Genomic DNA, 20804 nt, shown 5'->3' with positions numbered 1-20804 from the left:
CGCCTGAGCTACGGGGCGAGCTGGGTGGCGTAGAGGCAGATCGAGGCGGCCACCGAGAGGTTGAGGCTCTCCGCCCGGCCGCGCATCGGGATGCGCACCCGCGCGTCGGCGAGCGCGCCCAGCGCCGGGTCCAGTCCGCGGGCCTCGTTGCCGAACAGCCACAGCACCGGCCCGGCCAGCAGCCCCTCCTGCGCGGCGGCGTCCAGGGCCACCTCTCCCCCGCCGTCGGCGGCCAGCACGGTCATCCCGACCGCCTGCACCTGCGGCACGAGCTCGGCCAGCGGTGCGCTGCGCACGACGTCGACGTGGAACAGGCTGCCGGCGCTGCTGCGCACCACCTTGCCGTTGTAGGGGTCGGCGGAGCCGGCGCCGAAGACCACGGTGCGGGCGCCGCAGGCGTCGGCGGTGCGCAGCACGGTGCCGGCGTTCCCGGGGTCGGCGAGCTCGGCCAGGGCCACCGCCAGCCGCGGCGGATCGGCCACCAGCGTCTCGGCCGGCACGTCGCGCAGGGCGCAGACGGCGACCAGCCCCTGCGGCGTCACCGTCTCCGACAGCGAGGCGACCGCCCGGTCGGTGGCCACGTGCACCGGCACCCGGGCGGCGGCCAGCAGGTCGCGGTGGGCGGCCGCCGCGGCCTCGGTGACGAACAGCTCGAGGACGGCGCCCGGGTCGTCCTGGGCCTCGGCCAGCGCCTCGCTGACCGCCTGCCGCCCCTCGGCGAGGAAGGCACCGGCGTCGTCCCGGCCACTGCGCCGGGTGAGCTTGCGGGCGGTGGCGATCCGCGCCGAGCGCTCGGTCAGCAAGTCGGGCAACGGTGGTTCCTCTCGGCGGGCGGGCACAGACGACGACGCCGTCACCAGTGGGTCACGGGGACCCACCGGCGACGGCGTCGTCAGGTGGTACGGGGTGCTCAGGCGGCCTGGGTGGGGGCCTGGGTGCCGGCCGCCTCGGGGTTCGCGGCGAGCGCGGCCCGGGCGGACTCCACCAGGGTGGCGAAGGTGGCGGGCTCGTTCACGGCGAGCTCGGCCAGGACGCGACGGTCCAGCTCGATGTCGGCCAGCTTGAGGCCCTGCATGAACCGGTTGTAGGTCATGTCGTTCTGCCGGGCCGCGGCGTTGATCCGGGTGATCCACAGCTTGCGGAAGTCACCCTTGCGGACCTTGCGGTCGCGGTAGTTGTAGGTGGCCGAGTGGAGGATCTGCTCCTTGGCCTTGCGGTACAGCCGCGAGCGCTGGCCGCGGTAACCGCTGGCTGCCTCGAGGGTCGTACGACGCTTCTTCTGGGCGTTGACCGCCCGCTTCACGCGTGCCACGTGAGAGCTCCTGTCTGCTGGTTACGGAAGGGGACGGTCAGAGACCGAGGAGCTTCTTCATCCGGCTGTTGTCCGCCGGGGAGAGGACCTCGGTGCCGCTGATCCGGCGCTTCCGGCTCGAGGACTTGTGCTCGAACTTGTGCTGGTTGTTCGTGTGCTCACGCACCAGCTTCCCGGTGCCCGTGACGCGGATGCGCTTGGCCGCGCCCTTGTGGGTCTTGTTCTTCGGCATGTCTCGTCCTCGTCTGCGTGTCTGTCCGCGCCGGGAGCAGGGTGCTGCTCCCGGCGCGGGCCGTCTCGGTGGTGCGGGGCCCTCTCCCGGCTCAGGCCGGGGGGGCCTGCTCGCCGGATGCCGCCTGCTTCTCGGCCTTGGCGGAGCGCCGAGCGTCGTCGGTCGCCGCCTGGTTCCGGTGCGGCGCGATCACCATGACCATGTTCCGGCCGTCCTGCTTGGGGTTCGACTCGACGATCCCCAGCTCGGACACGTCCCCGGCCAGTCGCTGCAGCAGCTTGTAGCCCATCTCCGGGCGGGACTGCTCGCGACCGCGGAACATCACGGTGATCTTGACCTTGTCGCCGCCCTTGAGGAAGCGCTCGACGTGGCCCTTCTTGGTCTCGTAGTCGTGCGGGTCGATCTTGAGGCGCAGCCGCATCTCCTTGATGACGGTGAGCGCCTGGTTCCGCCGGGCCTCACGGGCCTTCTGCGCGGCTTCGTACTTGAACTTCCCGTAGTCCATGAGCTTGACGACGGGAGGCCGGGCCATGGGCGCGACCTCGACCAGGTCGAGCTCGGAGTCCTGGGCCAGGCGCAGCGCCTCGCCGATCGGCACGATGCCGACCTGCTCGCCCTCCGGTCCGACCAGGCGGACCTCGGGAACGCGGATACGGTCGTTGATGCGGGGCTCGGTGATGGCCTCTCCTCTGCTGCTGCGGGGAGGAGTCGCACCCGTCCCGGGCTCCGACGCAGAAAGGCCCCGTGAGCTGGTGCTCACGGGGCCCACTCGCCGGTTCACCGCAGCGGGCACCCCGGGGCGGGGGTGCTCGTGCGGCCGCGCGAGCCGACCGGGGCCGACCTGCGCGAACCGGGGACCTGGGCGCCTGTACGGCGCCAGGTGGGAGCGGGCTCCTCTTTGGTCAGCGGCAACGGTCTCTGCAGACCGCGGCCGCTGTGGTTCTCGCGCCTCGATGTAGCGGGGGGAGGCACGCCCACAGTACAGCGCCCGGGCCCCCGCCGTCATTCCCGGGGGTACAGCAGCTCCTCCTGCGGCGCCGGGTTCCGCGCCTGGTGGTCGGCGAGCAGCGCCCGGAGCCCCCGGACGGCGGTCAGCGCCCGCTCCCCGTCGGCTGCCTGGACGGCGCCGATGGCCACCTCGTCGTCGTTGCCCAACAGCAGGCTCGCCCACGGCGAGTGCTGGTCGAAGCGGACCGCGCGCACCGCCGACCAGGGCACCTCGTGGTTGATGACGACGTTGCGGATCCGCACGCCGTCGGCGTCGGCGTCCACCCGGGACCGGCCCAGCAGCATCACCCCGGCCCCCATCGCGATGCCCAGCCCCACCATGGCGATCTGGTCGGAGGTCCGGAAGGACACCACGCCGGTGGTCGACTCCTTCAGCAGGACGGCGACCACGCTCATCACGAGCACCAGGCCGGCCGCCATCAGCGCAGTGATCACCCGCAGTCGGCGCGGGACGGCGGAGACCGGGGAGGGCGCGGGATGGGCGGGCACGTCACCATCCTGCCCGCTCCAGCGGGCGCGGCGCAGACGTGCAGGTGGGGACGGCGCCGCCGCCCACCGGGCCCCGGACGTCCGGGGTCTGGGGCTGCACGTCACACGGATGGAACACCGAGGACGCACCATGGACGGGTGACCGACAGCCAGCTCGACCACCCCGTGGCCAGCCCTGCCGGAGAGCCCCCGGTCCCGGACCTGCTGCCGCTGGCCGGCTACACGGTCGCGGTCACCGCGGCCCGCCGCAGCGAGGAGCTGGGCGCCCTGCTGGACCGCCGGGGCGCCCGGGTGCTGTACGCCCCGGCGATCCGGATCGTGCCGCTGTCCGACGACGCCGACCTGGTCACCGCCACCCGGGAGGTGCTGGCCGCACCGGTCGACCTGGTCGTGGCCACCACCGGGGTCGGTTTCCGCGGCTGGCTGGAGGCCGCCGAGGCCTGGGACCTGCCGCTGCGCGAGCACCTGGCCACCGCCCGGGTGCTGGCCCGTGGACCGAAGGCCCGCGGCGCGATCCGCGGGGCCGGCCTGGTCGACGCCTGGTCACCGGAGTCGGAGAGCTCGGCCGAGGTGCTGTCGCACCTGCTGTCCGGGGCCGAGGGCCCGCTGCCCGGCCGCCGGATCGCCGTCCAGCTGCACGGCGACCCACTGCCCGAGCTGGTCGCCGGGCTGGTGCGGGCCGGCGCCGAGGTGGTCAAGGTGCCGGTCTACCGCTGGGTGCTGCCCGAGGACACCGCTCCGCTGCGCCGCCTGGTCGCGGTGATCGCCGCGCGCGCCGTCGACGCAGTCACCTTCACCAGCGCACCGGCCGCCGCCAGCCTGCTGCAGGTGGCCGAGGAGGAGGGCGTGTACGCCGGCGTCCTCAGTGCCCTCACCGACGCCGTGCTCCCGGTCGCCGTCGGCCCGGTCACCGCCGCTCCGCTCGAGGCGGCCGGCGTCCGGTCCGTCCAGCCCGAGCGGGCCCGGCTCGGTGCGCTGGCCCGCTCGGTCGTCTCCGAGCTGCCGGCCCGGCACCCGGTGCTGCACTCCGGTCCGCACAGCCTGCAGGTCCGTGGGCACGCCGTCGTCCTGGACGGCCGGCTGGTGGAGCTGGCACCGGGACCGATGGCGGTGCTGCGTGCCCTGGCCCGGCGTCCCGGCGTCGTCGTCTCCCGCGCCGACCTGCTGAGCGAGCTCTCCGGTGGCGGCGACGCGCACGCCGTGGAGATGGCCGTGACCCGGCTGCGCGCCGCCCTGGGCGCGCCGGTGGTGCAGACCGTGGTCAAGCGCGGCTACCGCCTCGCCGTCTGAACCACCCCGCCGTCTGAACCACCTCGCCGGCTGGACCTCCTGGACCGCCCGGCCGGCCGGGCCGGCACGTCGCTGACCGGCGGGGTCGAACGCGTGTCCTGGCCCTCACACCGGTGCCCCCGGGCCGGTGCGGCCGTTGTTCCGTGCGGGTCACGTCGCCGCGTCCGTCCCGAAACGGCTCCTCCCTAGCGTTCGCGTTGCCCGGCCGGACGACCCGGCCGACCGCACCCGAGGAGCTCGATGACCCCCGTCCTCCCGAAGTCCGACGCCGCAGCCCTGGTGGTCGCCGCCCGGATCAGGCGTGGCCTGACCTGGGCCCAGCTCGCCGAGGAGATCGGCGCGCCGGTCGTCTGGACCACCGCCGCCCTGCTGGGCCAGCACCCGATGACCCCGGAGCAGGCACGGTGCGCCTGCCAGCTGCTGGGGCTGGACGAGAGCGTCGAGGAGAGCCTGCGCCTGCAGCCCTCCCGCGGCGCCGACCCGGCCACCCTGACCGACCCCACGGTCTACCGCTTCCACGAGGCGCTCTCGGTCTACGGGCCGGCGCTCAAGGAGCTGATCCACGAGGAGTTCGGCGACGGGATCATGAGCGCGATCAACTTCCGCGTCGACATCGCCCGCCGGCCCGACCCGGACGGCGACCGGGTCGTCGTCACCTTCGACGGGAAGTTCCTGGACTACCGGTGGTGACCGGAGTCCCCGCACCGCCACGCGCCGCGACGCCCGCGTGCCCGGCCACCCCTTCCGCACAGCCGAGGAGCACCTCATGTCCTACCTGAGCCCCAAGGACTTCACCACCAAGATGATCGACGCGGGCGAGGCGAAGGTCTTCATGGCCACCCGCGACACGTTGATCCGGGCGTTCATGGCCGGGGCCATCCTGGCGCTGGCGGCGGCCTTCGCCGTCACCGTCACCGTGCAGACCGGCCAGCCCATCGTCGGCGCGCTGCTCTTCCCGGTCGGCTTCTGCCTGCTCTACCTGCTGGGCTTCGACCTGCTGACCGGGGTGTTCACCCTGGTGCCGCTGGCGCTGTTCGACAAGCGGCCGGGCGTGACCGTGCGCGGCATGCTCCGCAACTGGGGGCTGGTCTTCCTCGGCAACTTCGGCGGGGCGTTCACCGTCGCGGTGATGATGGCGGTGATCTTCACCTACGGCTTCGCCATGCCCCCCAACGAGGTCGGGCAGGCCATCGGCTCGATCGGCGAGGGCCGGACGCTCGGGTACGCCGAGTTCGGCGCCGCCGGGATGCTCACGCTGTTCCTGCGCGCGGTGCTGTGCAACTGGATGGTCTCCACCGGAGTCGTCGCCGCGATGATGTCGACGTCGGTCACCGGCAAGGTCGTGGCCATGTGGATGCCGATCCTGGTGTTCTTCTACATGGGCTTCGAGCACTCGGTCGTGAACATGTTCCTGTTCCCCTCCGGCCTGATCCTCGGCGGCGACTTCTCCGTCTCCGACTACGTCATCTGGAACGAGATCCCGACCGTGCTGGGCAACCTGGTGGGCGGGGTGACCTTCGTCGGGCTGACCCTCTACGCCACCCACGCCCGCACCGCGGCGACCCGCAACGCCATCGTCGTCCCGCCGGAGCTCGTCGTACCGGCCGACACCACGACCGTCGGGTCCCGCTGAACCCTCCCCCGGCGCCGGCGGCGCTCCCGGCACGACGACGAGGCGGTCCCTCTCCGCGGGGGGTCGCCTCGTCGTCGGTCCAGGGCCGGCGTCAGCGCCAGCGGTAGAGGTCACGGAGCAGGGCGATCTCCGCACCGTGGTGGGCCAGCTCGTCGGTGGCGTGCACCAGCAGGTCGGCCCAGCCGGCGTCGGCGTAGGGCCCCCAGTCCGGTCCGAGGGGCCGCCACATCCCCTCCTCCCCCAGGCCGGTCATCGCCGTGCGGAAGGCGGTCGCGGCCGTGTCCAGGTCCCGCAGCGCGGAGGCCGCGTCGCCCTGCCACTCCCGGCCGGTCACCGCCAACGGCCGCCCGGACGGCGTCCGGGCGAGGTAGTCGGCGAAGCAGTCCGAGGCCAGGTGCCACAGCCGCCAGGCGATCGTGGTGACCGGCGCCGGGTCGGGGGCCGGGTGGACCCAGTCCGCGGTCCAGCCGCCGTCGTCCCCGCGGCGCACCGACCAGGCGCCGTCCACCGGCTCGTCGAGGTACTCGGCGTCGTCCAGCCCGGTCAGCCGCTGGTCCAGTCGTCCGCGTGCCTCGTCCCAGCCGCGGAGCAGCACGGGCAGCACGAGTCGGTCCGTCATGCCCCTGGACGGTAGGACCACCCGCCCCGCACCGGGGGCTTCCCGGGCCTCACAGCGTCGTCCGGCAGCCCGTGCGGGGCATGTACCGCACCGGTCACGCCGCTGCGGTCGGGTGGAAACGCCCCGTTCCTAGCGTCGTCCCCGGCGCCGTCCCAGCCGGGCGGGCGCCCCGCCGACCGGCCGCTGACCAGGGATGACCTCATGACCGAGACCCAGCTCCACCGCCCGGGCGCACCCACTGCCGCCCCTCCCGCCGATCCATCCCCCGCAACCCGGGGCGGCCGGTGGATCGACGACTACGCCCCGGAGGACCCGGCGTTCTGGGCCTCACCGCAGGGCAAGCCGGTCGCCCGCCGGAACCTGGTGTGGTCGGTGCTCGCGGAGAACATCGGGTTCAGCGTCTGGCAGATGTTCAGCGTCGCCACCGCCGTGCTGGCCTCGATCGGCTACGGCTTCACCAGCGACCAGCTGTTCTGGCTGGTCGCCACCGCCGGCCTGGTCGGCGCGATCATGCGGGTGCCCTACACCTTCATGCCGGCCCTGGTCGGTGGCCGGAACTGGACGGTCGTCAGCGCGGCGCTGCTGCTGGTGCCGGTGACGATGCTCGTGGTCGCCGCGACGACCGGCCAGCCCTACTGGTTCTGGGTGCTCACCGCGATCACCTGCGGCTTCGGCGGCGGCAACTTCGCCTCCTCGATGGCCAACATCTCCTTCTTCTACCCGGACAAGGAGAAGGGCTTCGCGCTCGGCCTGAACGCCGCCGGCGGCAACATCGGCGTGGCGATCATCCAGCTCGTCGGCCCGCTCGCCGTCACCGCCGGCACCATCGCGGTGATCGGCGGGAGCACGGGGACGACGGCCGGCGGTGACGCCCGGTACGTGCAGAACGTGGCCCTGATCTGGGTGCCGTTCATCGTCCTGGCGATCGCCGGGGCCTGGTTCGGGATGCACAACCTGTCCGGGGCGAAGGCCAACATCGCCGACCAGGCGGCCATCGCTCGGCGCAAGCAGACCTGGATCATGTCCTTCCTCTACATCGGCGCGTTCGGCTCCTTCATCGGCTTCTCCGGGGCGTTTCCGCTGGTGCTGGCCAACGAGTTCGCCGCCGACACCTACCGCTACGCCTTCCTCGGGCCGCTGGTCGGCTCCCTGTCCCGGCCCTTCGGCGGGTGGCTCGCCGACCGGGTGGGCGGTGCGAAGGTCACGATCGTGACGTTCATCGGCCAGGCCGTGGCGATCGGCGCCGCCATCGCCGCGCTCGGGGCGGGGAGCTTCGGCGGGTTCCTGGCCAGCTTCCTGGTGCTGTTCGCCGTCGTGGGCATGACCAACGGGTCGACCTACCGGATGATCCCGATCATCTACCGGGCCGAGGCGGCCGCGTCGCGGTCCACGGACTCCCCCGCGCAGGTCCTCTACCGGGCGCGGCGGGACACCGCCGCCGCCGTCGGGATCATCTCCGCGGTCGGTGCGCTGGGGGCGGTGTTCATCCCGCGGATCGTGTCGGAGTCCTACCTCGCCACCGGCAGCGTGGTGACCGCCCTCGGCGCGTTCTGCGGCTTCTACATCGCCTGCGTGGCGGTGACCTGGTTCGTCTACCTGCGCCGCGGCACCCTGATGCAGCAGGCCGGCGTCTGACCGATCGTCCCCGGCCGCCCCGCACCCGCCCCGGGTGCGGGGCGGCCGTGCGCTGCCCCGCCGTGGTGAGACGGGGCCCGCGCCAGGTGCGTCACCGGGCGCGGCGGGCCATGATCACCGCGTGAGGGACTCCATCGGCGATGAGCGCGTGCCCGGCCGGGACCTGGTCGAGACCGGGGAGCTGGTCGCCGGGTCGATGACCCGGGCCGTCGCCGGGCTGCTCTTCGAGCCCGGGTCCAGCCCGCTGCGGCTGGACGACCGGCTGGCCGCCTGCCTCCGCGACGCCGCCACCTCGGCCGCCGAGCTGCCGCTGACCTGGGAACGTGCGCGGGCCGGCGCCGCCCTCGCCTTCGCCGCCGAGCTGTCGGTCACCCGCGCCCACCAGGGCCGCGCGGTGCGCAGCGACGGCTTCTTCAGCGTGAGCACCGCGGCCCGGTCGGCCGCCGAGCGGCTGGTCGAGGACGTCGTCCAGGCCGCCCGGGAGACCACCGAGGAACGCCGGGTCCGGCACCTCGGCTACCTGGTCGCCGAGGTCGTCGTCTCCCCCGACATCGACGTGGCGCTGGCCGCCCGGGCGCTGCAGCTGGCCGAGTCGTGCAGCTGGCGGCAGCTGGTGTTCCTGGCTGCCGTCGGCCGGCGCGACCGCGCCCCGCTGCCGCTGGGCGCGCTGGAGGACGTACCCCGTGGCTGGCGGGCCTGGGGAGCCCGGGAGGACGTCACGGACCTGCAGCGCAGCGGGCTGCTCGACCCCGCACCGGTCGTCTCCCGGCCCGGCGCCGTCCGGCCCAGGCTGCGCCCGACCGACCTGCGGCTGACCCGCCGCGGGGTGCTCGTGCACCGGCTGCTGGCACTGGACTTCGTCCGGGAGGACGACGTCACCACCGCGCTCGCCGACCTCGAGCTGCCGCCCGCCTGAACCGTGCGCCGCATCGTGATCACCTCGTGATCGGCGCTGTGGGTCTGCTGTGCCGCTCACCGCGTGTAGAGGGGTGAGAGACCGGCGGAAGGGGACGGACGGCGTGGACGGCGCGGGCTTCGAGGACTTCGTGTCCCGGGAACAGCCCGGCCTGCTGCGGCTGGCCGTGCTGCTCGCCGGTGACCGCGGCCATGCGGAGGACCTGGTGCAGACAGCCCTGCTGAAGACCTACCGGCACTGGGGCCGGATCACCCGCTCCGGCGAGCCGACGGCGTACGTGCGGCGGGTGCTGGTCACCACCCACACCAGCTGGCGACGGCGGCTGTCGACCACCGAGCAGGTCGTCGAGGCGCTGCCCGACCGGGCCGACCCCACGGTCGCCCCGGACACCGACGAGGAGCTCCGCGCCGCGCTGCGGTCACTGCCCCCGCGGATGCGCACCGCCGTCGTGCTGCGCTACTACGCCGACCTCTCCGAGCAGCAGGCCGCCGAGGCGATGGGCTGCTCCCCCAGCACCGTGAACACCCAGACGGCGCGCGGCCTGCAGCGGCTGCGCGCGGCGCTGGCCGACCCCGTGCTGACCCACGCCGAGGAGGGTGCGTGATGGACGACGTCGAGCTCCAGGAACGACTGGCCCGGCTGGCCGAGCGCACCGCGCCCCGTCCGCGCGAGCAGCTGGCCCAGGTGGTCGTGGCCCGGCACCGCACCCAGCGTCGGCAGAACATCGGGACGGCGGCGGTGGCCGCCGCGGTGACCGGCCTCGTCGTGCTGACCTCGACCGTCCTGGACGGCCCGTCGGCCGAGCCGGCCACCGCGATCGGCGCCGACGCGGCGGGCCGGGAGTCCGCGGCCGCGGCGGTCGACGTCCTGGCCGGCCCGGCCCGCGGCTCGCTGGCCGGCGATGCTGCGTTCGTCGACGGTGCGCGCCGGCTCAGCTGGACCGAGGCAGACGACCCGAACCGGCCCACGGCCGCGACCGAGCCGCCGCTGGACAGCCGGCAGGTGGTCTTCGCCGGCGACGTGACCGGCGGGCGCTGGGCACTGGTGCTCGGGCAGGACACGATCCAGCCCGAGCCGCCCGTCGGCTCCGGCCTGGCCGCGGCCTGGTTCACCGGCCCGCCCGGCGCCACCGCGGACCAGCTCCAGCCTGCCGGCCTGTCGGGCGGGGTGGACACCACCATGTCGCTGGCGCTCTCGGACGCCTCGACGGGAGCGCTGGTGGTCGTCGCCGCACCGGGCGACGAGATCCAGGTGTCCGAGCGCCCGCTGGTGGCCGCCGACGGCACGGTCAGCCGCGAGTTCGAGCCCGTCGACGCGCCGGACGGCGTGGCGGTGCTGGCGCTGCCCCCCGCGTCGGGCACCTATGCCGAGGCACTGCGCTTCCGGGTGGTGCGGGACGGCGCCGAGGTGGTCACCGCCATGCCCACGACGCACCGCTCGGACTGGTCCCGGACGACGCCGGAGGTGCCGATCGAGTGGCTGCGCGGAACGACGGGAGCGACCGGTGCCGATGCCGTCCTCGACCGAGGCGTCGACGACGCGCTGACGAGCACCGGGCTGTCCCCGGACGACGTCGCCTTCAGCGTCGTCTGGGCCGGCGACGTCCCCGCCCCGAGCGGGCAGACGGCGCGGGTGCAGCTGCTCGGCGCCACCCTGCCCTCGGGTGCGGTGTACCTGACGGCGCTCCTCGGCCGGGACCTGCCCGACGGGTCCGTCGTCAGCACCTGGTGCGGGACCGATCTCCGCCCGGCTGCTCCACCGCTGGCCGAGCAGCTGTTCGCGGTGGAGTGCAGCACGCCGTTCCTCGAGGGCACCGAGCCGGTCGACAGCCTGGTTCTCGTCGGTCCGTCGGCGGCCACCACCGCGTTGCTGGTCGACGGCACCGGCTCCCAGGCGACCGCGCAGCCGCTGGTCGGCGGTGTCGCGGTGCTGCAACCGTTCGAGGACCTGACGGCCGTGGAGTTCCTGGCGCCCGACGGGACGTCGCTGGGCCGCACCGAGCCGATGGGGCACGCCGACATGGAGTCGCTCGACGCGACCCCGTCGGGCGGGAACTGACGTGGCGACGCCGGAGCCGGCCTCCGTGATCGCCGCCCGCCAGCTGGCCGAGGAGGCCCGGTCCCGCGGGACCGCCGCGCGCCGCCGTCGTCCGCCGCCGCTGCGGCCGGTGGAGGCGCTCCCGGCCCTGGCCGCGGCGCCGTGAAGGGCCTCGTCGCCTTCGTGCTCGGGGTGGTGGCCCTCCTGCTGCTCGCGACGCGCGGGGGCGGGGAACTGGCCTGCCCGGCGATCGGCTGGAGCAACGGGCTCGTCGTCGAGCTAGCCGAGGGCTGGCCCGCTGCCGGCGCCGTCCGGATCGAGTGCCCGTCGCCGTGCGGCCCGGTGCCGATGACCCCGTCCGACGAGGAACCGGACGCGGTCACCGTCCACCTGGCCGGTGCCGCGGCGTCCGTGCCCTTGATGGGCGCGCCGGAGTCCGTCACGGTCACCGTGCTCGCTACGGACGTTGCCGCGCTCGGCCGGGCCGAGCTGGACCTCGACTGGGTCAGGGTCGGCGGCAGCGCGGAGTGCGGCGGGCCGCTCGAGGCGACGGCCACGGTCCCGGCTCCGTGACCGTGGACTCCCTGCCCCAAGCGCCTCGCCTGATCCGGGTGCTCCTCCTCCGCGGCGTCGCGGTCCGGGCGGAGCGTCAGCCGGCGGAGCGCGTCGCGGACCGCGCATAGGCCGCCGGCGTCGTCGCGATCATCCGCCGGAAGTGCCGGGTCAGGTGCGACTGGTCGGCGAACCCGGCCGCGCCGGCCACCTCGGCGGCCGGCATCCCGTCCAGCAGCAGCCGCCGGGCCAGGTCGATGCGCCGTCCGGTCAGGTAGCGGTGCGGCGGCAGCCCGTGCCGCCGGGTGAACGCCCGCACGACGTGGGTGGCGGAGACGCCGAACAGCGCTGCCGCCTCGTCCAGCGCCAGCCCTTCGGCCACCCGGGCGTCCAGCAGGTCGCGCACCCGGTCGGCCAGGGCCTCGTCCCGCGCCCCCGGCGGAGTGGTCACGGCGCGGTCCAGGTGCTGGACCAGCCGCTCCCGCACGAAGGCCCACCGGCTCTGCGCCTCCAGTGCGTCGCCACCGGGGCGCAGCGCGGCGTGCAGCGCGGAGAGCCGGGTGCGCAGTGCGTCGTCGTCGAACCCCGGCTGGTCGACGGCCACCCCGACACGGTCGGCGCCGAGGGTGTCGGCGGCCAGGTAGAGCACCCGCTTGCGGAACCCGTCGGGCGACTGCGACCGGCCGTCGTGCGGCACGCCCGGCGGCAGCAGCGTGACCTCCGCACGGGAGGCGCCGTGCGCGTGCCGGTCCAGGTCGTAGCGGACCACCCCGTCGTCGACCAGCAGCAGCGTCCAGGCCTCGTGGGTGTGCGAGGGGTAGACGTGGTCGGTGAAGTGGGCGTGGAAGACCTCGGTCAGGCCGGGCACGTCCGGCCGCCAGGCGACCACCTCGCTCACGTCGGGAACGTACAAGACCCGCGGACGGCGGGGCCCGACGCTGAGCAGCATGGACACCCCCGCCGAGGCGCCCCGCTGGGCCACCAAGATCGCCGTCCTGCTGCGCGAGGACCTCGCCCCGTGGCAGTCGCTGAACGTCACCGCCTTCCTGGTCAGCGGCATCACCGCGACCGGGCCGGAACTGGTGGGCGAGCCCTATGCGGACGCCGACGACACCGGCTACCTGCCGATGCTGCGCCAGCCGGTGCTCGTGCTCGCCGGGCCGGGCGAGCTGCTGCGCACCGCCCGCACCCGGGCGCTGGAGCGGTCGCTGACCCCCGCCGTCTTCACCGCGGAGCTCTTCAGCACACCGGGTGACGTGCAGAACCGGGCCGCGGTCCGCGCGGTCGCCGGCGCCGACCTGGGCCTGGTGGGCCTCGCCGTGCACGGCCCGAAGAACGCCGTTGACAAGGTGATGAAGGGCGCCCGCATGCACCCCTGACGGCCCCGATGCAGGGTCCCGCCGCGAGCGAGCGAGTGGTGGGGGCAGCGGGGCCTGTCAGACGGTGACGACGAGGGCGCCGTCCTGCTCGGCGACCGGGAAGAGCTGCACCGGCGGCGCGGCACCGGTGCAGGCGCCGTCGGTCCAGCGGAACGCGTACAGGTGCAGCGGGCAGACCAGCACCGAGGCGTCGGTCTGCCCGTCGGCCAGCGGCCCACCGGAGTGCGGGCAGGCCGCCTGGGTGGCGTGCAGCGACCCGTCGCGCAGCCGGAAGACCGCGACCTGCACGTCGCCGGCGACGAACGCCCGGCCCTCCCCCGGCGGCACGTCGTCCACCCGGCCGACCACGTGCGGTACGCCCGCTCCTCCGGCCGCCGCACCGTCGGCGACCTCGGTGGCCGGCGTGCCGGCCTTCGGTGCGCTGGTGGGCGCCTCGGGGGCATCGGAGTGGGTGGCGATCATCGGACCGGCACCATCGGCAGGTCGACCAGCGGCAGCGCGGTGCGGAACTGGCCGGGGGTGGCCGGTTGCCCGCCGTCCTGGCCCCACGGATCGGTGTAGGCGTCGATCGAGCGCTGCAGGCCGGCGTCCAGCTCGGCGAGTACCTCCTCGCTGCCCTCCAGCAGCACCGCCCTGATCTGCTCCAGCCCGACCCGGGGCACGAAGTCGTAGGTGCGCTCCAGCCAGTTGGCGTTCTCCCGGTAGTACTGGATGAACCGGCCGCTGAGCTCCATCACCGCTGCCGGGGAGTCGACGGTGGCCAGCAGGTCGCCCTTGCGGATGGTGGCACCGGCGGCGCCGCCGACGTAGACCTCCCACTTGCCGTTGCCGACCGCGACGACGCCGACGTCCTTGACGTAGGCCTCGGCGCAGTTCCGCGGGCAGCCGACCACGGCCATCTTGATCTTGGCCGGGCTCTCGATGCCCTGGAACCGGGTCTCCAGGTCGATGCCGAGCTGGGTGGAGTCGCCGAGCCCGAAGCGGCAGAAGTCGGTGCCCACGCAGGTCTTCACGGTGCGGAAGCTCTTGCCGTAGGCGTAGCCCGAGGGCATGCCCAGGTCGGCCCACATGGCCGGGAGGTCCTCCTTGCGGACGCCGAGCAGGTCGATCCGCTGGCCGCCGGTGACCTTGATCATCGGCACCTCGTACTTCTCCGCGACGTCGGCGATCGTGCGCAGCTGGGCCGCCGTCGTCACCCCGCCCTTCATCTGCGGGACGACGGAGAACGTGCCGTCGCGCTGGATGTTGCCGTGCACCCGGTCGTTGATGAACTTGGCGTCGTTCTCCTGCTCGTACTCCGCGCCCCAGACCAGCCGCAGCAGCGAGGTCAGGCCCATCTTCGACTTCGCGTCCTCCTCCCCACCCGGCGCCAGGGCGGTGAAGACGGCGGAGACGCTGCGCAGCTGCCGGTCGCGGATCGCCGCGATCAGCTCGGGCTTGGCCAGCGGGATGCCCGGCACGTACCAGCTGGCCGAGGCGTCCTCGGTGACGTCACCGTCGGCGGCCCACTCCACGACCTGCTTCACCAGCGACTTGCACGAACCGCAGCCCTTGCCGGCGCGGGTGGCGTCCATGCAGCCGCCGACGCTCGTCGTCCCGGCCCTGACCGTGTCGACCAGCGCCTGCTTGGTCACCCCGTTGCAGTTGCAGACCTGCGAGTCGCCGGGCAGCTCGGCGACCCCGACCTCCGCCGCGCCGTCGGAGAGGTCGACCAGCAGCCGGATCCGCTCGGCGGGCAGCGGGGTGCCCCGGTCGAAGGCCTGGGTCAGGAAGGCGACCTTCCGGGTGTCGCCGAGCAGGGTGGCGCCGACGAGCTTGTCGTCCCGGACGACGACCGACAGGTGCACCCCGCGGCGGGGCTCGGAGATCACCAGGAACTCGTCGGTGTCCCGCTCGGGTCGGTTGACGCCCATCGTGGCGACGTCGACCCCGGCGACCTTGAGCTTCGTCGCCGTCCGGGAGCCGTGGTACTCCGCGTCCGGGTCGGTGCCGGTGAGCAGGTCGGCGAGCACCCGGGCCTGCTCCCAGACCGGCGCGACCAGCCCGTAGAGCTCGCCGCGGTGCTGGGCGCACTCCCCCACCGCGTAGACGTCGGGGTCGTCGGTGCGCAGCTGGTCGTCGACGACGATGCCGCGCTCCACCTCCAGGCCGCTGAGCAGCGCGACCTCGGTGACCGGCCGGATGCCGGCGGCGATGACCAGCATGTCGGCGTCGATCGCCCGCCCGTCGGCCAGGACGACGCCGCGCACCCGGTCCGGGCCGATCGCCTCGGTGGTGCGGGTGGCCAGGTGGACGACGATGCCCAGCGCCTCGACGCTGGTCGCCAGGATCGCCCCCGCTTCCGCCGCGAGCTGCTGGTTCATCAGGTGGGTGCCGGCGTGCACCACCTCGACCTGCAGGCCGTGCCCCTGCAGGGCGCGCGCGGCCTCCAGGCCGAGCAGCCCGCCACCGACGACGACGGCCCGCTCGTGCTCGGCAGCCGCGGCGAGCATCGCCCGGGTGTCGTCGATGGTGCGGAACCCGAAGACGCCGGGGAGCAGCTGCTCCTCGCCGGTGTACAGGCCGGTCATCGGCGGGATGAACGAGCGGCTGCCGGTGGCCAGCACCAGCTGGTCGTAGGCGGTCGTCGTGCCGTCGGCGGCGTAGACGATCTTGGCGTGGGTGTCGATCCGGTCGACCCGCACCCCGGCCCGCAGCGTCACGCCCTGGCCGGCGTACCAGTCGTGGCTGTTGAGCACGATGTCGTCCTCGTGCTCCTCCCCGGCCAGGACGTGGCTGAGCATGATCCGGTTGTAGTTGCCGTGCGGCTCCTCGCCGAAGACGGTGATCGCGAACTGGTCGCCGCCGCCGCGTTCGAGCACCTCCTCGACCACCCGCGCCCCGGCCATGCCGTTGCCGACCACGACCAGCCGCTGCCGGGAGTCGATGCCGTCGGCGTCGTCCATGGCGAAGTGCAGCGTGCTCATGCCCTCGGGGCGGCCCCCGAGCACCGCCGTCATCAGACCTCCACCAGGCCCAGGTCGAGCACCAGCTCGCCGGTGACGCCCACCGGTGCGGCGGCGTGCAGCTCGACCACGGTGCCGCCGTCGAGGTCCTCGACCACCCGCAGCGGCACGTGGCAGTCGCCCTTGGCGCCGATCGGGAACCAGCGCATCGGCTGGCCGTCGCGCACCAGCAGCACGTAGACGAGCTCGTCGGTGGAGTTGCCGCCGCGGAAGTAGAGCGCCTGGGCGCTCTTGCCCTCGGGGACCTGGTAGCGCAGGGCGGGGTCCAGCGGGCCGGGTTTGCCCAGGCCCTCGCCGGTGATCGGGTAGACGCCGTGCAGGAAGCGCGGGGTGCTCTTCACGCTGGTGGTCCTCCTCCGGGATGGGGCGTGCGGGGTGTGGGCCGTCGGTCGGGTGTGTGGTCCGGGTTGCGGCTGGGTGGCCGGTTCCGGTGGCGGGATGCGTTCCTGGGGCTGGCCGACCCGGGAGACGGCGACCGCGCAGACCTTGAAGGCCGGCATCCGGCTGATGGGGTCCAGCGCCGGGTCGGTGAGCGCGTTGGCGCTGGAACCGCCGCCCCAGTGGAAGGGGGCGAAGACGACGTCCGGGCGGATCGTGTCGGTGATCAGCGCGTGGAAGCGGGCCCGGCCGCGCCGGGTGGCGAGCTCGACGACGTCGTCCTGACCGATGCCGAGGGCGCGGGCCAGGTCGGGGTGGAGCTCCGCCCGCGGGGTGGGTGCGACCAGCTGCAGGCTGCGGGAGCGGCGGGTCTGGGTGCCCGACTGGTACTGGGCGAGCACCCGGCCGGTGGTGAGCACGTAGGGGTACTCGGCGTCGGGGCGCTCGTGGGCGTCGACCTGCTCGACCCGCCAGAACCGGGCCCGCCCGTCGGGGGTGGCGAACCGGTCGGCGAACAGCCGCGGGGTGCCCGGGTGGTCGGCGGCGGGGACGGGCCAGAACAGGCCCTGCTCGTCGTCGATCCGCCGGTAGGTGATGCCCGAGTAGTCGGCCGCGCCGCCCGCGCTGGCCCGGCCGAGCTCGCTGAAGACGGTCTCGGCGTCCCCGCTGAAGCCCGGCACGCCGAGCCGGTCGGCGAGCTCGGCGAGCAGCTGGAGGTCGTCACGGACGCCGGCGGGCGGGTCCATCGCGCGACGGCGGCGGATCACCCGGCCCTCCAGGTTGGTCATCGTCCCCTCCTCCTCCGCCCACATGGCGCTGGGCAGCACCACGTCGGCGAGCTCGGCGGTCTCGGAGAGGAAGAAGTCGCTGACGACGAGGAAGTCCAGGTCGCGCAGCCGGCTGATCACGCGGCGGGCGTCGGGGGCGGAGACGGCGACGTTGGAGGCCATCACCAGCAGGGTGCGGACCCCGCCCTCGGTGCCGAGGGCGTCGAGCAGCTCGAAGGCGCTGCGGCCCGGGCCGGGGAGGTCGTCGGGGTCGATGCCCCAGACGGCCGCGACGTGCGCCCGCGCCGCCGGGTCGGTGATCTTCCGGTAGCCGGGCAGCTGGTCGGCCTTCTGCCCGTGCTCGCGGCCGCCCTGCCCGTTGCCCTGCCCGGTGACGGTGCCCCAGCCGCTGCCCTCCCGGCCGGGCAGGCCGAGCGCCAGGGCCAGGTTGATCCAGGCCTGGGTGGTGTCGACGCCGCTGCGGTGCTGCTCGGCGCCCCGGGCGGTCAGGATGATCGACCGCCGTCCCCGGGCCAGGGCGAAGACGGTGCGGCGCTGCTGCTCCACGGGCACCCCGGTGAGCCGCTCCACCCGGTCGGGCCAGTACCCGGCGACCCCGGCCCGGACGGCGTCGAAGCCGGTGGTGCGCGCGGCGACGTACTCCTCGTCGACCAGCCCTTCGGCCAGCGCGATGTGCAGCAGCCCGTTGGCCAGCGCGAGGTCGGTGGCCGGCAGTGGCTGCAGGTGCAGCGTGGCGTTGCGGGCGGTGTTGGTGCGGCGCGGGTCGATGACGATGTGCTCGGCGCCGCGCACCCGGCCGGCGTCGAACCACTGCATCGCCGGGGGCATCGTGTCGGCCGGGTTGCTGCCCACCAGCACGACGACGTCGGCCTCGGCGATGTCGGCCAGCGGGAAGGGCAGGCCGCGGTCCAGCCCGAACGCCCGGATCGCCGCGCCGGCCGCCGAGGACATGCAGAACCGGCCGTTGTAGTCGATGGCGCTGGTGCGCAGCGCCACCCGGGCGAACTTGCCGAACTGGTAGGCCTGCTCGTTGGTCAGCCCGCCGCCGCCGAAGCAGCCGACCGCGTCGCGGCCGTGGTCGCGCTGGGTGGCCCGGACAGCAGCGACGACCCGGTCGAGGGCGACCTCCCAGCTGCTCTCCACCAGCGGGCTGGTGCGGTCGGTGGGGTCGGCGCGCACCAGCGGCCGGGTGAGCCGTTCGGGGTGGTCGAGCAGCTCGGGGGCCGACCAGCCCTTGGAGCAGAGCCCGCCGCGGTTGGTCGGGAAGTCGGCCGGCACCAGGGTGGCCGGGCGGTCGCCGGCGGTCATCGTGACCCCGCACTGCAGCGAGCAGTACGGGCAGTGGGTGGCGGTGGTGCGCGTGCCGACGCCGGGGGTGGGCAACGAGACGGCGGCGGACACATCCCGAGCGTGCGGGGGCGCCGTTTCCCGGTGAGGGCGCTGAGGTCAAGGTCGCGTTCCGTCGGCCTCACACCGGAGCGCTCAGGACGGTGCACCGTTCCGCCCGCGTCGTCCTGTGGGCGCGGCTCGCCTCCGCGCCGATGGACGCCCTACCGTCGAGCCACGCGGTCACGATCGACAGGCGGAGGTGGAGACGATGCGACGGTGCCTGGTGCTCGCCAATCAGACCCTCGGTGGGCCCCGCCTGCTGGAGACGATCCGGCAGCGGATGGCTGCCCGACAGCACGAGTTCTACGTCGTCGTCCCCGCCACGCCCGTCGCCCACCAGGAGCGGGCGACCGTCGGGAACGGCACGTCGACCGACCCTGCACGCGCCGTTGCCGCCCAGCGCCTGACCGACACACTGGACCAGATCCGCGGACTCGGCGCGCCCGCGGACGGCGAGGTCGGCGACCCCGATCCGCTGCAGGCCGTGCGCCTGGCGCTGCGCCGGTTCGCCGCCGACGAGGTCGTGGTGTCGACCCTGCACCGGGGGGTCTCCCGCTGGCTGCGGGCTGATCTGCCGAGCCGGATCGAGCGGTCCTTCGGCCTGCCGGTCGAGCACGTGATCGGCGATTCGGGCCCGGACTGACGCATCGTCGACCCGCCGAAACCTTTGAGATCCGGGCCGCGGAGGGCGGTCTGCGTCCCGGCGCCGGGGCAGGCTGTCCGCCGTGGACGAACAGACCGAGCAGCGGCTGGTGCAGGTGGCGACCGACGAGATGCGGGTGCCCTTCTGGGTGGTGCTCGCCGGGGTCGGCGTGGGGTCCTTCTGGACGTTGATGGGCGTCCTCGTCGGCACCCGGGTGGCCCGACGGCGCTGCGCTCCACCCGCTGCGTCCGGGATCCGTGCCAGTCTGATCCGGTGTTCGAGGACGGGGGCGAGGTCCTGGCCGCGCTGATCCCGGCGATCGGTGCCGGGGTGGGCGGGCTGTTCGGCCGGCGGCTGCGGCACCAGCGGCTGCGGCGCCGGATGCGCGAAGGGCGCACGGAGCTGTCCGCGCGCTCCCCGGACGGCTGGGGCCCCTCCCTGTCGCGGAGCTGGCGGACCTACCTCGCGACGCCGCGGCTGGGCGAGCTGGTGTTGCGTCGCAGGTTCCGGCGCGACGGGGCGGGGCACGCGGTCGCGGTGCTCGCCGTCGACCCGCAGACCCGCCGGCCGCGACCGCGTGAGTGGTGGCGCATGCAGGCGGCGAGGTCCCGGGTGCTGACCGTCCGGACCCCCGAGGGCCGCCTCGAGCTCGCCGTCCCCGAGTACCAGGTGGACTGGCTGCGGGACCGGCTCGCCGGCCACGCCGGCTAGGCACCGCCCCGGGCGTCCGGGCGCTCAGTAGCGGGATATCTCCACCAGGTTGTCGTCCGGGTCGCGCACGTACACGCTGCGCATCTCCCCCAGCGCCCCCTGCTTGGTCACCGGCCCGACCTCGACGGGGACACCGTGCGCGGCGAACTCGTCGCGCACCTGGTCCAGCGGGTCCTCGGTGACCAGGCAGAAGTCGGCCGTGCCGGTGCCGGCGTGCGCGGCCCGGGGCTCGAACTCTTCGCCGCGCACGTGCAGGTTGATCTTCTGCCGGCCGAACCGCAGCGCCGTCCGCCCCTCACCGAAGGTCTCCGCGGTCATGCCGAGCACCTGCGTGTAGAAGGCGAGGGTCCGGTCGAGGTCGGCCACGGTCAGCACCAGGTGGTCGATCCGGTCGATGCGCATGTGCTGGTCCTACCCCGCATCTGCGTGCCGCCACAGCCGTGGGGCCAGCACGAGGAGGACCACTGCCAGGACGGCGATCACCGCCTGCCCGACCCGGCCCACGGTCACGCCGCCCGTCGGGTCCAGGGCGTAGTTGGCCCACCCGTTGGCCGCGGCATCGGTGACGAAGACCGCCACCGCGAGCGCCACGCCGCTGCGCCGCCGCTGCCACAGCAGCACCGCGGCCAGCGGGTCGACCAGGGCCAGGCCGACGAAGTAGAGCTGCAGCCAGGCCGGCAGCCCCGGATACGGGTCGAGGCCGCCGACGGCCAGCTGGACGACGTGCACCACCGTGCCGAAGGCGAGCAGCAGCACGTACCCGACGACGACGGCCCGCACGGACCGCG

25 protein-coding genes are annotated in these 20804 nt (G+C 74.3%); 13 read left to right on the top strand and 12 right to left on the bottom strand.

The features are described from left to right. Positions 1–8 precede the first annotated feature (8 nt). From O2V63_RS07545 to O2V63_RS07525, 5 genes are all read right to left on the bottom strand, one after another. Positions 9–812 (bottom strand): TrmH family RNA methyltransferase, encoded by an 804-nt coding sequence (locus O2V63_RS07545; RefSeq protein ID WP_269166914.1) that lies wholly within the window; start codon positions 810–812, stop codon positions 9–11. A gap of 98 nt (positions 813–910) precedes the next feature. Next, entirely contained in the window at positions 911–1312 is a 402-nt protein-coding gene (gene rplT, locus O2V63_RS07540; protein WP_269166913.1) for a 50S ribosomal protein L20, read from the bottom strand. A 37-nt stretch (positions 1313–1349) separates the two neighbouring features. Beyond that, a complete protein-coding gene (rpmI, locus tag O2V63_RS07535; RefSeq protein WP_269166912.1) occupies positions 1350–1544 on the bottom strand; it encodes a 50S ribosomal protein L35 in 195 nt (64 codons plus the stop codon). A 91-nt stretch (positions 1545–1635) separates the two neighbouring features. Then, entirely contained in the window at positions 1636–2304 is a 669-nt protein-coding gene (infC, locus tag O2V63_RS07530) for a translation initiation factor IF-3 (RefSeq protein ID WP_269166911.1), read from the bottom strand. Between the two features lie 242 nt (positions 2305–2546). Continuing rightward, a complete protein-coding gene (locus O2V63_RS07525) occupies positions 2547–3041 on the bottom strand; it encodes a PH domain-containing protein (RefSeq protein ID WP_269166910.1) in 495 nt (164 codons plus the stop codon). Between the two features lie 138 nt (positions 3042–3179). Here O2V63_RS07525 and O2V63_RS07520 point away from each other — a divergent pair, with 138 nt between their 5' ends. The 3 genes from O2V63_RS07520 to O2V63_RS07510 all read left to right on the top strand — a co-directional run bounded on the left by O2V63_RS07520 (position 3180) and on the right by O2V63_RS07510 (position 5964). Further along, positions 3180–4331: a uroporphyrinogen-III synthase gene (locus O2V63_RS07520; protein WP_269166909.1), complete on the top strand. Its 1152-nt coding sequence runs from the start codon at positions 3180–3182 to the stop codon at positions 4329–4331. A gap of 240 nt (positions 4332–4571) precedes the next feature. Then, complete coding sequence (cynS, locus tag O2V63_RS07515) at positions 4572–5021, top strand: cyanase (RefSeq protein WP_269166908.1); 450 nt, start codon at positions 4572–4574, stop codon at positions 5019–5021. Positions 5022–5097: 76 nt separating this feature from the next. Continuing rightward, on the top strand, positions 5098–5964 hold the full coding sequence (locus tag O2V63_RS07510; protein ID WP_269166907.1) for a formate/nitrite transporter family protein: 867 nt from the start codon (positions 5098–5100) through the stop codon (positions 5962–5964). A 91-nt stretch (positions 5965–6055) separates the two neighbouring features. Here the strand turns inward: O2V63_RS07510 and O2V63_RS07505 are convergent, their stop codons facing one another. Then, positions 6056–6583 carry a DinB family protein gene (locus O2V63_RS07505; RefSeq protein WP_269166906.1) on the bottom strand — a complete coding sequence of 176 codons (528 nt, stop codon included), beginning with the start codon at positions 6581–6583 and terminating at the stop codon, positions 6056–6058. 201 nt (positions 6584–6784) lie between these two features. Between O2V63_RS07505 and O2V63_RS07500 the strand changes: the two genes are divergently transcribed. The 6 genes from O2V63_RS07500 (at position 6785) to O2V63_RS07475 (ending at position 11744) form a co-directional block, all read left to right on the top strand. Then, positions 6785–8218, top strand: coding sequence for an MFS transporter (locus O2V63_RS07500; protein ID WP_269166905.1), 1434 nt, complete (start codon positions 6785–6787; stop codon positions 8216–8218). Between the two features lie 121 nt (positions 8219–8339). After that, complete coding sequence (locus tag O2V63_RS07495; protein ID WP_269166904.1) at positions 8340–9134, top strand: hypothetical protein; 795 nt, start codon at positions 8340–8342, stop codon at positions 9132–9134. A gap of 103 nt (positions 9135–9237) precedes the next feature. After that, on the top strand, positions 9238–9738 hold the full coding sequence (locus tag O2V63_RS07490) for a SigE family RNA polymerase sigma factor (RefSeq protein ID WP_269165485.1): 501 nt from the start codon (positions 9238–9240) through the stop codon (positions 9736–9738). After that, positions 9738–11192 (top strand): hypothetical protein, encoded by a 1455-nt coding sequence (locus tag O2V63_RS07485; RefSeq protein ID WP_269166903.1) that lies wholly within the window; start codon positions 9738–9740, stop codon positions 11190–11192. The genes O2V63_RS07490 and O2V63_RS07485 overlap by 1 nt, the downstream gene beginning before the upstream one ends. A gap of 1 nt (position 11193) precedes the next feature. Beyond that, positions 11194–11337: a hypothetical protein gene (locus O2V63_RS07480; protein ID WP_269166902.1), complete on the top strand. Its 144-nt coding sequence runs from the start codon at positions 11194–11196 to the stop codon at positions 11335–11337. Continuing rightward, positions 11334–11744, top strand: a complete 411-nt coding sequence (locus tag O2V63_RS07475; RefSeq protein WP_269166901.1) for a hypothetical protein — start codon at positions 11334–11336, stop codon at positions 11742–11744. Before O2V63_RS07480 ends, O2V63_RS07475 begins: the two co-directional genes overlap by 4 nt. 76 nt (positions 11745–11820) lie before the next feature. Here O2V63_RS07475 and O2V63_RS07470 read toward each other — a convergent pair whose 3' ends face one another. Continuing rightward, positions 11821–12621 carry an AraC family transcriptional regulator gene (locus O2V63_RS07470; RefSeq protein ID WP_269166900.1) on the bottom strand — a complete coding sequence of 267 codons (801 nt, stop codon included), beginning with the start codon at positions 12619–12621 and terminating at the stop codon, positions 11821–11823. A gap of 49 nt (positions 12622–12670) precedes the next feature. Between O2V63_RS07470 and O2V63_RS07465 the strand changes: the two genes are divergently transcribed. Further along, positions 12671–13102 (top strand): DUF2000 domain-containing protein, encoded by a 432-nt coding sequence (locus O2V63_RS07465; protein WP_269166899.1) that lies wholly within the window; start codon positions 12671–12673, stop codon positions 13100–13102. A 57-nt stretch (positions 13103–13159) separates the two neighbouring features. Here O2V63_RS07465 and O2V63_RS07460 read toward each other — a convergent pair whose 3' ends face one another. The 3 genes from O2V63_RS07460 to O2V63_RS07450 are packed head-to-tail and all read right to left on the bottom strand — an operon-like array spanning position 13160 to position 18674. Further along, positions 13160–13564 carry a Rieske (2Fe-2S) protein gene (locus O2V63_RS07460; RefSeq protein ID WP_269166898.1) on the bottom strand — a complete coding sequence of 135 codons (405 nt, stop codon included), beginning with the start codon at positions 13562–13564 and terminating at the stop codon, positions 13160–13162. Then, entirely contained in the window at positions 13561–16101 is a 2541-nt protein-coding gene (gene nirB / locus O2V63_RS07455; protein ID WP_269166897.1) for a nitrite reductase large subunit NirB, read from the bottom strand. Before nirB ends, O2V63_RS07460 begins: the two co-directional genes overlap by 4 nt. After that, a complete protein-coding gene (locus O2V63_RS07450; protein WP_269166896.1) occupies positions 16101–18674 on the bottom strand; it encodes a molybdopterin oxidoreductase family protein in 2574 nt (857 codons plus the stop codon). The genes nirB and O2V63_RS07450 overlap by 1 nt, the downstream gene beginning before the upstream one ends. A gap of 196 nt (positions 18675–18870) precedes the next feature. On the opposite strand from O2V63_RS07450, the gene O2V63_RS07445 reads away from it, so the two are divergent. The 3 genes from O2V63_RS07445 (at position 18871) to O2V63_RS07435 (ending at position 20016) form a co-directional block, all read left to right on the top strand. Continuing rightward, on the top strand, positions 18871–19305 hold the full coding sequence (locus O2V63_RS07445) for a hypothetical protein (RefSeq protein WP_269166895.1): 435 nt from the start codon (positions 18871–18873) through the stop codon (positions 19303–19305). 82 nt (positions 19306–19387) lie between these two features. Then, positions 19388–19615, top strand: a complete 228-nt coding sequence (locus O2V63_RS07440) for a hypothetical protein (RefSeq protein ID WP_269166894.1) — start codon at positions 19388–19390, stop codon at positions 19613–19615. Next, entirely contained in the window at positions 19579–20016 is a 438-nt protein-coding gene (locus O2V63_RS07435; RefSeq protein ID WP_269166893.1) for a hypothetical protein, read from the top strand. The genes O2V63_RS07440 and O2V63_RS07435 overlap by 37 nt, the downstream gene beginning before the upstream one ends. Positions 20017–20040: 24 nt before the next feature. Here O2V63_RS07435 and O2V63_RS07430 read toward each other — a convergent pair whose 3' ends face one another. Then, positions 20041–20418: a VOC family protein gene (locus O2V63_RS07430; RefSeq protein ID WP_269166892.1), complete on the bottom strand. Its 378-nt coding sequence runs from the start codon at positions 20416–20418 to the stop codon at positions 20041–20043. Between the two features lie 9 nt (positions 20419–20427). Next, positions 20428–20796 carry a hypothetical protein gene (locus tag O2V63_RS07425; RefSeq protein ID WP_269166891.1) on the bottom strand — a complete coding sequence of 123 codons (369 nt, stop codon included), beginning with the start codon at positions 20794–20796 and terminating at the stop codon, positions 20428–20430. Positions 20797–20804: the final 8 nt, after the last annotated feature.

It is taken from the genome of Modestobacter sp. VKM Ac-2977, from assembly GCF_026968045.1.
GTDB lineage: Bacteria > Actinomycetota > Actinomycetes > Mycobacteriales > Geodermatophilaceae > Modestobacter.
Note: the sequence above shows the minus strand (reverse complement) of the source record. Positions and strands in the feature narration are given on the sequence as shown.